We start from the raw sequence: 14,960 nt of genomic DNA on the forward strand, positions 1-14,960 counted from the left end.
TCCATAAAATTTTATCTTTTTGTCCAATCTCAGTTTCGGCTTGACAGGCGGGCTGCACCCAGTGCCGCTGCGAACGCAATGGCAAGCATGACAAAGGTGAATTCGGCAACCGCAGACCATCCATCCGCAACCCAGAAATAGCCGCCTGCTGCACCGGCAACACTGGAGCCGAGATAGTAGGCGAGCAGATAGAGCGATGACGCATGTCCCTTTGTGTGGAGTGCCAGCCGACCGACCAGAGCGCTGGCGACCGAATGGCTGACGAAGAAGCCGACTGTCACGAGGATGATACCCACAATGATGACAGGCAGCGGTGCAAAGAGGGTCAGAAGACAGCCCGCAGCCTGTATGGCAAGCCCGATGGGAAGCACGGTGAAATAGCCGAGCCTGTCGCCCATTCTGCCAGCAAGCCATGAAGCTGCAATGCCGAACAGATAGACCGTGAAAATGGCGCCGAGCGCTGTCTGGCTGAGGCTATAAGGCGCCGTCACGAGGCGGAAACCGATATAGTTATAGATGGTGACGAACGAACCCATCACGAGAAAGCCAATGGCAAAGAGCAGTGGCAAGGCCGGGTTGCGGATGTGACCGATCCACGCGCCGAGGTGAAACCGTGCATTGAAGCCGGGACGCGGGACGAAGTTCTGCGAGGCGGGCAGCAGGAGGAGGAAACCAATGGATGCGGCTAGTCCCAGCAGGCCCATACCTGCCAGGCCGACGCGCCAGGAGAAATACTCTGCGAGCGTTCCGGCGATGACACGGCCCGCCATGCCGCCGAATGCATTGCCAGCAATATAAAGTCCCATTGACGCGCCAAGGCCACGCGGGTCGATTTCTTCCGCCAGATAGGTCATGGCGACCGCAGGCACGCCGCCAAGCAGCAGGCCCTGCAGGGCGCGAATGACGAGCAGCATATGCCAGTCCGGCACCAATGCACTGGCTATTGTGCAGAGTGCGGAGCCGAGAAGCGAGGCGAACATCAGTGTCCTGCGTCCGAAGCGTTCGGATACAGCTGCGGCACAGAAAATTGCAAAGGCTAGAAAGCCTGTCGAAACAGAAAGCGACAAGGAGCTGGCTGCAGGCGTGATGTTAAAATCATGCGCGAAAAGCGGCATTAGCGGCTGGACGCAGTAAAGCAGGGAGAAGGTCGCAAAGCCGGACAGGAACAGCGCGATGCTCGCATTGCGGAATGCCGGCGTGCCCTTGACGAGATAATTTTTCTGTTCGGTTGCCGTGGGAGCTGAAACGAGCTTGAGCTGGCTTTCCGGTGTTCTGACGCTGTCGAGGCTGCGTTCTGCGAGGCGTGACATGACTTTGCCTTTTCAAATCCTCCCGCTTTTTGATCTAGTCAAAGATGTTTCATTTGTCCAATATATGGAAGTGACGATTGTAATAGCTTTTGGATATGGCGATGGAACTGCGTCATCTGCGTTATTTTCTGGCTGTGGCCGAAGAGGGCAATTTTACACGTGCGGCTGCGAAGCTCGGTATCGGCCAGCCACCGCTCAGCCAGCAGATACGCGACCTCGAAAACGAGATCGGTGTTGCGCTATTTCATCGCGTGCCGCATGGAGCCGAACTGACCGCAGCAGGAACGGCTTTTCTTGGTGAAGCGAAGGCTTCTCTTGCTGCCGCCGAGAAGGCGAAGCTCGCAGCACAAGGCGCGGCGCGGGGAGAAACCGGCAGGCTGGCATTGGGCTTTACCGCTTCGTCTGCCTTCAATCCGGTCGTCAGCGGCACGATCCGTAAATTTCGCGCCAGATGGCCCGATGTCCGGCTGACCCTGACGGAGATGAACAGCCATCTTCTGATGGAAAAGCTGGTCAGGGGGGAAGTGGACGCCGCCTTCATCCGACCCGGTTTGGAAAACCCCAAGGATGTGCGCGTGAAACGGCTGGCTGATGAGCCGATGCTGATCGCCCTGCCGAGCCATCATCCGCTTGCGGTTCATCCCAAGCTGCCGATTTCAGCATTGGCAAACGAGGCATTTGTGCTTTTCCCGCGTATTGTGGGGCTTAGCCTTTACGACGATGTGGTTGAGGCTTGCCGGAATGCCGGCTTTGAAATGATCGTCGCGCAGGAAGCACCGCAGATGCCGTCGGTCGTAAACCTGGTCGCCGCCGATCTTGGCGTTTCGATTGTTCCCGCTGCCATTGCCCAGATCAAGCTGGCCGGAGTGACTTACCGTCCAATCGAAGGCGAGCCGCTTCTGGCTCGGCTGGGGCTGGTTTCGATGAAGAACAACCGGTCGCCGCTCATCGATAATCTGACTAGCCTGTTGCCGGATCAGTAATCATGTCCGTTCCGTCGCCGGAAGCGATAGTTTGCTGGCTGTGTCGGCGTTGACCGTCACTTTTGGACATGTATGATGGTTGTCGCGGCGACGTACCTGGGAGGGGACGCTGCTTTTCCATCCTTAAGATAACCGTTCACGAGGGCTCTGACGCCCACAAGCCGAACGGTCGAATTTTGCCCTATCCCGTCCGATTGGAGATTTTCGTGAAAAGACTTCTGATTACCGGTGCTGCGGGCGGACTCGGGCGCGTAATGCGAGATAAACTGGCCGGCAAAGCCGAGCTGCTGCGCCTGTCCGACGTTGCCGATCTCGGCAAAGCCAAACTCAATGAGGAGTTGGTTCAATGTGACCTCGGCGATTTAGATGCAGTCATGCGTCTTGTCGAAGGTTGCGACGGTATTCTGCATCTCGGTGGTATTTCGACCGAGGCGTCTTTCAGCAAAATACTCAACGCAAATATCGTCGGGATGTACAATCTGTATGAAGCCGCGCGGGCGCATGGCCATCCGCGTATCATTTTTGCCAGCTCAAACCATACGATCGGTTTCTATAGACAGGACGAATATATCGACGCAAAGGCGCCCACACGCCCAGACGGTCTTTACGGCATTTCAAAATGCTTCGGCGAGTCCATTGCCAGCATGTATCATGACAAGTTCGGTCAGGAGACGGCAATCGTTCGCATCGGCTCCTGTTTTGAGGAGCCGCGCAATCATCGCATGCTTTCGACCTGGATGTCGTATGACGATTTCGCCGGTCTGATTGAGTGTGTTTTCCGGGCGCCGATGCTGGGATGTCCCGTTATCTGGGGTGTTTCGAACAACGATTCGGCGTGGTGGGACAACAGCCACGCCCGTTTTCTCGGCTGGCACGCCAAGGACAATGCGGAACGTTTCCGGGGCGAGCTGGAGAAGACAACGCCGCGACCAGCGCCGGATTCAGCACTCGCGGTCTATCAGGGCGGTACATTTGTCGATGAACCGATCCATCAGGATGATTGATCGGAACCTTTCTGTTTAACGGCAGAAGCCTTGTAAGGTCAGGGCTCCTCCGGTTTGATAACACCTTGGAGTGCATATTTTGCTTTACGTACCTCAAAACGAAAGCTAAACTTTTTATCGTGACGCTTTGGGAGGAGTTCACGTGCAGCCAGAACTATCGGCAAAGAGCATATTAAAGACGCAAAAAATGCGGCAGTTCGCTGTGGACGGTTGCGCATGAGTGCGCCAGATAAAGATGACGGGCCAGCACTGTTGGAAGCTGTGTCGCTTTCCAAATCATTCGGTCCTGTTCAGGTTCTGAAGAATATCGATTTGCGCATTTTCGGCGGCGAAGTCCATGCGATCATCGGCGAGAATGGAGCCGGGAAATCGACGCTGATGAAGTTGCTTGCAGGCAATGAGCGTCCTACGAGCGGAGAAATCCGCATCGACGGCAAGCCGGTTACTTTCTCGGGGCCGGTAGAGGCCGAAGCGCAGGGCATTGTGCTGGTGCATCAGGAAATTCTCCTCGCACCCGATCTGACCGTCGCGCAGAACATCTATCTTGGTCGCGAGCTTAACCGTGGACTGGTCGTCGATGACAAGTCGATGCGCGAAGGTGCGCGCAAGGCCATCCGTGATCTTGGTGCCGATATCGATCCGGATGCAGTTGTCGGCTCCCTGTCGATCGCACAGCGCCAGCTCGTGCAGATTGCGCGCGTGTTGCTGGTGCCGCATCGTGTGGTGATTTTCGACGAACCGACCGCCTCGCTGACACCGTTTGAGACGGAGGCGCTGCTGAAAGTGATCCGGGATATTCGTGCGAAGGGTGTCGCCATCCTCTACATCTCGCATCGTCTGCCGGAAGTGAAGGAAATATCCGATCGCGTGACTGTGCTTCGCGATGGCAAGCTTGTTTCAGCGCATTTGTCTTCGGAATTGCAGCCATCGGACATGGCCCGCCTGATGGTCGGTCGTGACGTTTCAAAGCTTTATCCTGACCGCGCAAGCCAGCATGACAACGCTGCCATTCTCGAAGTCGATAACTTCAGCGTACCCGGCTACGTGCAAAATGCGAGCTTCCATCTCAACCGGGGCGAGATACTCGGCTTTGCCGGTCTGGTCGGCGCCGGACGCACGGAGCTGATGGAAGGGATCGTCGGTCTGCGACCCGGTAAGGGGGATGCACGCCACAATGGCAAGCCGGTTCATTTCCGCAATGCGCATGAAAGCCAGAAGGCGGGAATTGTTTATCTCAGTGAGGATCGGAAGGGCAAAGGGCTGCTTCTGTCCAAGGACCTGGGCGTCAATCTCACGCTAGCTTCATTGAAGAAATTCGTCAGCGGTTTGCAGATCGACCGCAACCGGGAACGCACTGCGCTCGATGATGCGATCCGCGAGTTCGATATTCGCACAGGCCGCAAGGACATTCTGGCAGGTCAGCTTTCGGGGGGGAACCAGCAGAAGCTTTTGCTTGCCAAGATGATGATGCTCGATCCGTCCATCGTCATCATTGATGAACCGACACGCGGTATCGATGTTGGCACAAAGGAGCAAATCTACCAGTTCATTGCCAATCTGGCAGATGAGGGGAAATCGATAATCGTGGTTTCGTCGGAAATGCCGGAGCTGATCGGTATCTGCGACCGCATCGTCGTGATGCGGGAAGGGCGGGTTGCCGGTGAGGTGACAAGCGACCGTATGACGGAACATGACATCGTCGTGCTTGCAACCGGCGTAGAAGCCGAAAATGCCGCATAAAAACAATAAAGTGGGAAGTAGATGACACAGGTTGCGACCGATAAAAGCTCAGTGGCGAGAACATCCAAGGATTGGGATTTAAGGGCGATTGCCCCGTTCATTGCGCTCGCCTTGCTGCTTGTACTTGGTGCTATCGCTAGTCCGAATTTCATAGGCCTAGACAATTTACTCAATGTCATGACACGCGCTGCATTTATCGCGATTATTGCAGTGGGCGCGACCTACGTAATCTCTTCGGGCTGTCTGGACCTGTCAGTAGGATCAATGGTGGCTTTCGTCGCCAGCATCATGATCCTGTTCATGAATAGTGGGGTGATTGCCGATCCGGTGATGATGCTGATTGCGGCCGTAATGCTGGCATTGATGGTCGGTGCAGCCTGCGGTCTGTTGAACGGGCTGATAACGACGGTTGGCGGAATTGAGCCTTTCATTGCAACGCTTGGAACCATGGGTATCTACAGAGGTTTGACGACTTGGCTGTCACAGGGCGGCGCGATCACTCTTCGCAATTCCGAAATTCAGGCCATGTATCGCCCGGTTTACTACGGACACATAGCTGGTATTCCGGTCCCCGTTATCTTCATCTTTGCGACGGCGGCGCTAGCAGCTTTTGTGCTTTATCGCACACGCTATGGCCGTCATTTGCTGGCGGCAGGTTCCAACGAAGATGTGGCGCGCTATTCCGGTATCTCGGTCAAGAAGGTGCGCACTGTTGCTTATGTGGTGCAAGGGTTGTGCGTGGCTGTTGCGGTGCTGCTTTATGTGCCGCGTCTCGGCTCCACCTCGGCCCAGACCGGCATGATGTGGGAACTGAATGCCATTACCGCTGTCGTCGTCGGCGGTACAGTGATGCGCGGCGGCGTGGGCCGTATCTGGGGCACGATCTGCGGCGCGTTCATTCTGGAGATCATCGGAAACATTATGATCCTGTCGAACTTCGTCAGCGAGTATCTGCTCGGGGCAATTCAGGGCGCGATCATCATTATCGCCATGCTGGTGCAACGTTCGCTGTCGCGAAGATAGGTCTAATGCATGTCTCCCAAAAGCGGAAAGCGGTTTTGGGAGACATGCATGAAAACAAAAGCTTAAAGCGTGTCATACGAGTACGATAAAATATGACACGCTTTAAGGATTGGCGGAATTGTTGGGGCGATTCCAGCCTGAGAGGAATGAGAGCCCCGTGTTTACTGGGAGGAAGACTATGCGAGGGAATTTGATGAAGCTTGCTTTCGCCGCTTTGACGGCGGGTGCGCTTGCCTTTGGCAGCGCAGCAAGCGCACAGGACAAGAAGGTGACGATCGGCGTGTCGATCCCGGCTGCCGATCACGGCTGGACGGCAGGTGTCGTCTATCACGCCGAACGCGTGGCGAAGCTTCTGATGGCTGAGCATCCGGGCCTCAACGTCATCGTCAAGACGTCGCCCGATGCGGCATCGCAGGCCAATGCGTTGCAGGATCTGGCCGTACAGGGCCTCGACGGGCTGGTTGTTCTGCCAACCGATCCAGATCCGCTTGTCAACGCCATCAAGGAAATCAAGGACAAGGGAACCTTTGTCGCTCTGGTCGACCGTGCGCCGAGCAGCAACGACAATTCCATCCGCGATCTCTATGTGGCCGGTAACAACCCGGCACTCGGACAGGTCGCCGGCGAATATATCAAGAAGACCACGCCCGATGCGCAAGTCGTCGTCATTCGCGGTCTGCCGATCCCGATCGATCAGCAGCGTCAGGACGGTTTCGACAAGGGCATTGAAGGCTCCAACGTGAAGGTTCTGGACCGCCAGTATGGCAACTGGAACCGCGACGATGCATTCCGCGTCATGCAGGACTTCCTGACCAAATACCCGAAGATCGATGTGGTCTGGGCACAGGATGACGACATGCTTGTCGGCGTTCTCGAAGCCATCAAGCAGGCCAACCGCAGCGACATCCAGTATGTTGTGGGCGGTGCAGGCTCCAAGGACATGATCAAGAAGGTGATGGATGGCGACAAGCTTGTGCCGGTTGATGTTCTCTATCCGCCAGCAATGGTTTCAACTGCCATGGAACTCGCCGCCGGTCATTTCTATGACCAGATTCCTGTGAGCGGTAGCTACATCCTCGATGCAACACTCGTCACCAAGGACAATGCGAAGGATTTCTATTTCCCGGATTCGCCGTTCTAAGGTGCTTGAAGACCGTGCGCCTGTCTAAGCGGGCGCACGGCTTTTCTTTTCATTCCCGATATGCAGCGCGAAGCGCGCTCTCAAATTGCTCGATGCCGGTTGATGGCGGGGTCCGAGCATATTCAGGAGAAATTTGATGAAGACGATCAAGGGCCCCGGGATTTTTCTTGGGCAGTTTGCAGGCGATGAAGCGCCGTTCAACACATGGGATGGCATCACCAAATGGGCTGCCGAAAAAGGCTATGCCGGGGTTCAGGTTCCCACATGGGCCAGCCAACTGATCGATCTGAAAAAGGCTTCTGAATCGAAGGATTATTGCGACGAATTCGCCGGGGTCGCTCGCCAGAACGGCGTCGAAGTCACGGAGCTTTCGACCCACTTGCAGGGCCAGCTCGTTGCGGTGCACCCGGCCTATGATGAAGCTTTCGACGGTTTCGCAGTGCCGGAGGTGCGCGGCAATCCCAAGGCGCGTCAGGCCTGGGCAGTCGAGCAGGTAAAGATGGCGATCCGCGCCTCGCGCAATCTCGGCATCGGCGCGCATGCAACCTTTTCCGGCGCGCTGGCCTGGCCGTTTGTCTATCCATGGCCGCAGCGTCCTGCCGGTCTGGTCGAAACCGCATTTGAGGAACTCGCCCGACGCTGGAAGCCGATCCTCGATCATGCCGACGAGCACGGGGTCGATATCTGCTATGAAATCCATCCGGGCGAAGACCTGCACGATGGTGTGACCTTCGAGATGTTTCTGGAGCAGGTCAAAAATCACCCGCGGGCCAATATGCTTTACGACCCGTCGCATTATGTCCTGCAGTGCCTCGATTATCTGGACAATATCGACATCTACAAGGACCGCATCAAGATGTTTCACGTCAAGGATGCGGAGTTTAATCCGACCGGGCGGCAAGGTGTCTATGGCGGCTATCAGGGCTGGGTCAATCGTGCAGGCCGCTTCCGCTCGCTCGGTGACGGGCAGGTGGATTTCGGCGCTGTATTCTCCAAGATGGCCGCGAACGATTTTGACGGCTGGGCCGTTGTCGAATGGGAATGCGCGCTGAAGCATCCTGAAGATGGAGCGCGTGAAGGCGCGGAGTTCGTCAAGGCGCATATCATCCGCGTCACCGACAAGGCATTTGACGATTTCGCATCCGGCGGCACCGATGACGCTGCCAATCGCCGTATGCTCGGCCTATAAGATACAGGGATCGATATGACCATCGAAGCAAAGACCACGGAAACAGCTGCTCCCCGTATCCGCCTCGGCATGGTAGGCGGTGGGGCTGGCGCGTTTATCGGCGGCGTGCACCGCATGGCGGCGCGTCTCGACAACCGGTTTGAACTGGTGGCAGGCGCTTTGTCGTCATCAGCGGAAAAGGCGCAGGCCTCGGGACGTGAACTGGGGCTGGCCGAAGACCGCATCTATTCCAGCTACAAGGACATGGCCACTCGGGAGGCGCGGCTGAAAAACGGCATTGAAGCCGTTTCCATCGTAACGCCGAACCACGTTCACTATGAAGCTGCCAAGGAGTTTCTGCGGCGTGGCATTCACGTCATCTGCGACAAGCCGCTGACCTCGACGCTTGCCGATGCGAAGAAGTTGAAAAAGGTCGCCGATGAAAGCGGTGCCTTGTTTGTTCTCACGCATAATTACACCGGCTATCCAATGGTGCGGCAGGCCCGCGAGATGATCGCCAATGGCGATCTTGGCGATCTTCGTGTCGTGCAGGTGGAATATGCGCAGGACTGGCTGACCGAAGCGGTGGAAGCGACAGGTGCCAAGGGCGCTGTCTGGCGCACCGATCCGGCACAATCGGGGCTAGGCGGCGCGACCGGCGATATTGGCACGCACGCCTTCAATCTTGCCTCCTTCGTGACCGGCCTGATGCTCGACAGCCTTGCCGCTGATCTCGACAGTTTTGTCGAAGGACGTCGCCTGGACGACAATGCGCATGTGATGCTGCGTTTTGCGGGTGGTGCCAAGGGCATGCTTTGGTGCAGTCAGGTTGCGCCCGGCAATGAAAATGCGCTGCGCCTGCGCGTCTATGGCACAAAGGGCGGCGTCGAATGGGCGCAGGAAGACCCGAACTATCTCTGGTTCACGCCTTTTGGCGAGCAAAAGCGGCTCATCACGCGGGGCGGTGCCGGTACTGGTTCTGCGAGCGCCCGCGTGACCCGCGTACCGGCCGGGCATCCTGAAGGTTATCTGGAAGCTTTTGCCGCGATTTATTCGGAAGCGGCCAATGCCATCGAAGCTCATCGCAACGGCAAAAAGCCGGACAGTGCCGTGATCTATCCGACCGTCGATGACGGATTGAAGGGCGTTGCTTTCATCGATGCCTGCGTGCGCTCGTCACAGAAAAACGGCGGCTGGGTCAAGCTTTAGAAATTGACATGTAATAGAAGAAAGGGCGCTGGTGGCGCCCTTTTTTGTATCCGTCGATTATTGGCTTCAAACGTAGCGATTGACGACGTTTTCGAGATACTCCTGGCGGCCGGATTTCGGCTGCGGATTGATGTCCTTCGTTTCGACTTCAGCCGTGATCTGGTCCAGCGAGAGGCCAGTCAAAAGCTTCTTGCCGAAATCGCCGTTCCAGCCTGCATAACGCTCATCGAGCGGCTTGGACAAGGCGCCGTCTTCAAGCATTGCGGCGGCTGCTTTCAGCCCGCGTGCACAGCAGTCCATGCCACCGATATGGCCGATCAGCAGGTCTTGCGGATCGAGCGACTGACGGCGCAGCTTGGCGTCGAAATTCGTGCCGCCGGTGGTGAAGCCGCCTGCAAGCAGGACCTGATAATAGGCGAGCGCCATTTCCGGCACATTGTTCGGGAACTGGTCCGTATCCCAGCCTGACTGATAGTCATTGCGGTTCATGTCGATGGAACCGAAAATGCCAAGTGCACGGGCAAGCGCCAGTTCATGTTCGAACGAGTGACCGGCGAGAATGGCGTGGCCCTGCTCGATATTGACCTTCACTTCGTTTTCGAGGCCGTAACGCTTCAGGAAGCCATAAACCGTCGCGACGTCGTAATCATATTGATGCTTGGTCGGCTCCTGCGGCTTCGGTTCGATCAGGATCGTGCCCTTGAAACCGATCTTATGCTTGTATTCGACTACCAGATTGAGGAACCGTCCCATCTGGTCGAGTTCGCGTCCAAGATCGGTGTTGAGCAGCGTTTCATAGCCTTCGCGACCACCCCAGAGCACGTAGTTCTCACCACCGAGCCGTTTCGTCGCGTCGATGCAGCTTTTTACGGTCGCTGCGGCAAAGGCGAACACATCGGGATCTGGATTGGTTGCGGCCCCGCCCATATAGCGGCGGTTGGAAAAGAGATTGGCTGTGCCCCAGAGAAGCTTTACGCCGGTTTCGGCCTGCTTCTTCTCGAAGATATCGACAATTTCATTGAGATATCGCGTGTTTTCCGCAAAGTTGCGCCCTTCGGGCCGCACATCTGCATCGTGGAAGCAATAATAGGGCGCGCCAAGCAGGGAGAAAAACTCGAAGGCCACGTCAGCCTTGAGCTTTGCCGCATCCAGCTCGTTGGAATACCAGGGACGGTCGAAGGTGCGTCCGCCGAACGGGTCGCCACCCTCCCAGGCAAAGCTGTGCCAGTAGGCGACCGCAAAGCGCAGATGGTCTTCCATGCGCTTGCCCAGCACGATTTCATCCGGATTATAGTGGCGAAATGCCAGCGGGCTATCACTGTCCGGCCCCTCATATTTAACCTTTTGAATGTCGCCGAAAAATCCGGTGCTCATTGTGTCCTCCCGTTCGAATGTCGTCATGTCTGATTGTTTGCGGCAGCGTCACTAACCGGCGAGGGCGTGAAGTGCCGGATAAAGGGCGTGATAGCGCTGATAGGCTTCCTCATAGGCAGGGAGCAGGGCGGCTTCCGGCTCTATCGTGCGCTCCGTACGCGGTGGCGTGCAGACGGCAAATGGATCGACGCCGGTTGCCGCAATGAGGCCCAGTCGTGCGGCACCAAAAGCGCCACCGAAGTCGCCTTCTTCCGGCAAGGCAATCGGTACATTCAACGCGGTCGCGATTGCCTTCAGCCAATAGGTGGAGCGCGAGCCACCACCGACGGCGGTCAGCGACTTGATATCGGTGCCAGCCGATTGCAGCGCGGCGAGATTGTCACGGATAGCGAAGGCGACGCCTTCCAGAACGGCTTGCGTTAATGCGCGCTGATCGGATTCATGCTCAAGGCCTGAAAATACGCCGCGTATCTTCGCATCGTTATACGGGGTGCGTTCGCCCGAGAGATAGGGCAGGAATGTCGCGCTGCCCGGCGCATTCAGCGTGTCGCCGAGTTCCTTATCGAGTTCATGTGCCGTTTTGCCGACAAGCCGTGCATACCAGTCGAGCGCGCTTGCCGCGGACAGGATGACACCCATCTGGTGCCATGTGTCGGGCAAGGCATGACAGAAGGCATGAACCGCACTTTCAGGCTTCGGCTGATAGGCACCATTTGCGGCAAAGAGTACGCCTGATGTGCCGAGCGAAACGAAGGCATGGCCGGGCTTGACCGTACCCATGCCGCAGGCCGAGGCCGCATTGTCGCCAGCGCCGCCCGCCACGACCGGTTGACCGGCGATACCCCATTCGGCGGCAATTTCGGCCCGCAGCCGTCCGGTTGCGTCCGTGCCTTCGGCAAGGCGCGGCATCTGGCTCTCATCGAGGTTGGTCTTGTCCAGAAGCTCGCGCGACCAATGGCGTGCCCCGGTATCGAGCCAGCTCGTGCCTGCTGAATCCGACATGTCGGAGACATATTCCCCGGTCAGCCAGAGGCGCAGGTAGTCCTTCGGTAGCAGCACCTTGCGGATGCGCGTAAAAATATCCGGTTCGTTATTGGCAACCCAAACCAGCTTCGGTGCGGTAAAACCGGGAAAGACAATATTGCCGGTGATGGCGCGAAACGCCGGATCGGCATCGAGTTTGGCCGCTTCGCGATAGCTGCGCGTATCGTTCCAGAGGATGCAGGGACGCAATACCTGGTCCTGTTCGTCCAGCAGGGTGGCACCATGCATCTGACCGGAAAGGCCGATACCGGCAATCGCCGAAACCTCTTTCGGATGGGCCGCGCGCAGGCCATCAATTGCAGTGCGGCAGGCCTTGATCCACTGTACCGGGTCCTGTTCGCTCCAGCCCGGATGGGGGCGGGACACGTCCAGTTCGCCATGGGCCGAACCGATCACCGTCTGCGCGTGGTCGATCAACAGCGCCTTGACACCGGATGTTCCTAGATCGAGCCCGAGATACATATTTGCTCCTGTTGGAAAGGCGTTGTGGCCCGCGCGTCAGTCGAAATGCGGCAGGTTGTCTTTAAGGAAAATTTCGATGCGGATGTGTTCCTGTCCCGGAACGATCGCCAGACGATCCGCAGATGCTTTGAGAACCCGGATGGCGCTGCGGATTTCATGGCCCGCATCCTGCGCCAGCACCGCATGGATAATGCCATCTGTCAGCGCTTGTGAGGTCACGCTGTCGCGTTCATGCGCGATGACGAGCGGTCGATTGGAGGTATGCTCAGCCAACGCCTTCACAAGACCGCTGTTGCCAGCGCCGAGGCTATAGATCCCGGCAATGTCGCTGCGCTCGTCAAGCAGCTTGCCGACAAGTTGTTCCACACGCGATCCTTCATCGAAGCCTTCCAGAACGGGCAATATCTCACGGCCCGGAAAGTCTGCTTTCATGGCTGCCGTAAAACCGTCGAAACGTTCCTGATGATCGCGGACTTTCAACGAGCCGGCGACCACCGCAAGAGCCCCCTCCGTTCCGTTGGCAAAGAGCCCCAGAAGCCGCGCTGCCGTGCGTCCGGCTGCGCCGTTATCGACGCCGACATAATGCGTTCGTGTGGAATGCCCAAGGTCGGATACGAGCGTGACGGCGTGAATACCTTGCTCACCCAATCGGGCGCAGGCTTCGCGCACGGGATCGGTGTCGACTGCCACGAATGCAACGCCATCGGGCTTGCGTGAGGCACACTCGTCCAGTGCTGCGACAAGTGCTGCTTCATCGAAGGCCGGAACGAGTACGACATTGACCAGCACACGCTCAGCCAAAGCCCGTTCTGTCGCGGATTGCAGTTCCGCGCGCAGGCTCAGCATGAAGGTATTTTCATTGTCCGGCAAAATAAAATCGAACTGATAAAGCCGTCCGCGTGCGAGGTTGGCAGCGCCCACATCGCGCACATAACCGAGCGTGTTCATCGCTTCCATAACCCGGTCGCGCGTCTTCGCTCTCACACCCGGACGTTCGTTCAGCACACGGTCGACCGTGGCAAGGCTGACGCCCGCTGTTCTGGCTATATCATGGACTGTAGGTTTCATCCTCGCTCCTCGATGCGGACCATAAGATCAAAAATGAGGTACGTAAATCAAAAAATGCTTGCTATTCATTTTTCTTCACGTATCAATGGTTCCCGAGGATAGGGCAGTGTGTCTTTTGCACACTGTCCCGATGGAGTGATCTTGGCGCAACGCGCCTATGGGAGGATCAGCCATTCAAGGAATAAGCAACTCTGAAGAGGGCTGTTTTGTCGTGCCGAACTCCGGGGGCGGAATACGTTCGGGGGCGCGGTTTGGTATCAGCCGGTAGCAAGCCGGTGTTGTTTGGAGGAGATTTGCATGAAACGTCGTAATTTTCTGACCGGCGTGCTGGTTGCCGCGGCTTTGGGCATTGGCGCCATGGCGTCCACGCCGGTCTATGCTTCGCCGGAAAACCCGGTCATTGGCTTTTCCATCGACGATCTTCGCGTCGAGCGCTGGGCACGTGACCGCGACTATTTCATTGAAGCAGCAGAAAAGCTGGGCGCCAAGGTCAATGTACAGTCGGCTGACGGCAATGAGGAAAAGCAGGTCAAGCAGGTTGAAAACCTGATTGCGCAGGGTGTTGACGCCATCGTCATCGTGCCCATGAATTCCAAGGTTTTCGATGCGGTCGTGGCTGACGCCAAGGCATCCGGCATCAAGGTTCTGTCCTATGATCGTCTGATCCTCAATGCGGATATCGATGCCTATATCTCGTTCGACAATGAGCGCGTCGGCTTCATGCAGGCCGAAGCCGTCCTGAAGGCCAAGCCGGAAGGCAATTATTATCTCCTTGGCGGCTCGCCGACGGATAACAACGCCAAGCTTCTCCGTGCCGGCCAGGAAAAGGCTCTGAAAGAAGCTATCGATTCCGGCAAGGTGAAGGTCATTGGCTCGCAGTGGGTGAAGGAGTGGAGCCCGACGGAAGCGCTCTCCATCATGGAAAATGCTCTGACGGCTGCACAGAACAAGATTGATGCGGTTGTCGCTTCAAATGACGGCACCGCCGGCGGCGCCATACAGGCTCTTGCCGCGCAGGGACTGGCTGGAAAGACTGCTGTTTCCGGTCAGGATAGCGACCTTGCCGCCGTCAAGCGTCTGATTGACGGTACGCAGACCGTTACGGTCTACAAGCCGCTGAAACTCATTGCTTCGGAAGCTGCCAAGCTGACCGTCCAGATGGTCAAGGGTGAAACGCCTGAGTTCAATTCCAAGCTCGACAATGGCGGCAAGCAGGTCGACACGCTTCTGCTGACGCCGACTGCCGTGACCAAGGACAATATCGACATCTACGTTCAGGACGGCTTCTACACCAAGGAGCAGATTGAAGGGAAGTAAGCTTTTCCGGCGACTTATCCTTGAGAGAATAGTGGGGCCGGAAGTCTGGAAATCACGATCCAGCTTCTGGCCTCACCGACTTGTCGATGCTGTCTGTGACAGCGTTGTCCGGAACAT

General features: G+C 57.0%; 12 protein-coding genes. 8 read left to right on the forward strand and 4 right to left on the reverse strand.

The window, feature by feature from the left end:
* Positions 1 to 29: 29 nt before the first annotated feature.
* Positions 30 to 1,310, reverse strand: coding sequence for an MFS transporter (locus tag CES86_RS11020; protein WP_010658601.1), 1,281 nt, complete (start codon positions 1,308 to 1,310; stop codon positions 30 to 32).
* A 101-nt stretch (positions 1,311 to 1,411) separates the two neighbouring features.
* Between CES86_RS11020 and CES86_RS11025 the strand changes: the two genes are divergently transcribed.
* The 7 genes from CES86_RS11025 (at position 1,412) to CES86_RS11055 (ending at position 9,578) form a co-directional block, all read left to right on the forward strand.
* Entirely contained in the window at positions 1,412 to 2,293 is an 882-nt protein-coding gene (locus tag CES86_RS11025; RefSeq protein WP_029927668.1) for a LysR family transcriptional regulator, read from the forward strand.
* Between the two features lie 206 nt (positions 2,294 to 2,499).
* Entirely contained in the window at positions 2,500 to 3,297 is a 798-nt protein-coding gene (locus tag CES86_RS11030; protein WP_029927666.1) for an NAD-dependent epimerase/dehydratase family protein, read from the forward strand.
* A gap of 216 nt (positions 3,298 to 3,513) precedes the next feature.
* Positions 3,514 to 5,037, forward strand: coding sequence for a sugar ABC transporter ATP-binding protein (locus CES86_RS11035; protein WP_029927665.1), 1,524 nt, complete (start codon positions 3,514 to 3,516; stop codon positions 5,035 to 5,037).
* A 21-nt stretch (positions 5,038 to 5,058) separates the two neighbouring features.
* A complete protein-coding gene (locus tag CES86_RS11040) occupies positions 5,059 to 6,060 on the forward strand; it encodes an ABC transporter permease (protein WP_029927663.1) in 1,002 nt (333 codons plus the stop codon).
* A gap of 178 nt (positions 6,061 to 6,238) precedes the next feature.
* Positions 6,239 to 7,201 (forward strand): substrate-binding domain-containing protein, encoded by a 963-nt coding sequence (locus tag CES86_RS11045; RefSeq protein ID WP_012092835.1) that lies wholly within the window; start codon positions 6,239 to 6,241, stop codon positions 7,199 to 7,201.
* Between the two features lie 136 nt (positions 7,202 to 7,337).
* The gene (locus CES86_RS11050; protein ID WP_010658607.1) at positions 7,338 to 8,390 is read left to right on the forward strand and encodes a sugar phosphate isomerase/epimerase family protein; all 1,053 of its coding nucleotides are present in this window, start codon (positions 7,338 to 7,340) and stop codon (positions 8,388 to 8,390) included.
* Between the two features lie 15 nt (positions 8,391 to 8,405).
* On the forward strand, positions 8,406 to 9,578 hold the full coding sequence (locus CES86_RS11055) for a Gfo/Idh/MocA family protein (protein WP_029927662.1): 1,173 nt from the start codon (positions 8,406 to 8,408) through the stop codon (positions 9,576 to 9,578).
* 66 nt (positions 9,579 to 9,644) lie between these two features.
* Here CES86_RS11055 and xylA read toward each other — a convergent pair whose 3' ends face one another.
* The 3 genes from xylA to CES86_RS11070 are packed head-to-tail and all read right to left on the reverse strand — an operon-like array spanning position 9,645 to position 13,526.
* Positions 9,645 to 10,952: a xylose isomerase gene (gene xylA, locus CES86_RS11060; protein WP_029927659.1), complete on the reverse strand. Its 1,308-nt coding sequence runs from the start codon at positions 10,950 to 10,952 to the stop codon at positions 9,645 to 9,647.
* A gap of 51 nt (positions 10,953 to 11,003) precedes the next feature.
* Entirely contained in the window at positions 11,004 to 12,458 is a 1,455-nt protein-coding gene (gene xylB / locus CES86_RS11065) for a xylulokinase (RefSeq protein WP_094514388.1), read from the reverse strand.
* A gap of 36 nt (positions 12,459 to 12,494) precedes the next feature.
* The gene (locus CES86_RS11070; RefSeq protein ID WP_029927655.1) at positions 12,495 to 13,526 is read right to left on the reverse strand and encodes a LacI family DNA-binding transcriptional regulator; all 1,032 of its coding nucleotides are present in this window, start codon (positions 13,524 to 13,526) and stop codon (positions 12,495 to 12,497) included.
* A gap of 297 nt (positions 13,527 to 13,823) precedes the next feature.
* Here CES86_RS11070 and xylF point away from each other — a divergent pair, with 297 nt between their 5' ends.
* Complete coding sequence (gene xylF / locus CES86_RS11075; protein WP_029927652.1) at positions 13,824 to 14,843, forward strand: D-xylose ABC transporter substrate-binding protein; 1,020 nt, start codon at positions 13,824 to 13,826, stop codon at positions 14,841 to 14,843.
* Positions 14,844 to 14,960: the final 117 nt, after the last annotated feature.

Source organism: Brucella lupini (assembly GCF_002252535.1).
Classification (GTDB): Bacteria; Pseudomonadota; Alphaproteobacteria; order Rhizobiales; family Rhizobiaceae; genus Brucella; species Brucella anthropi.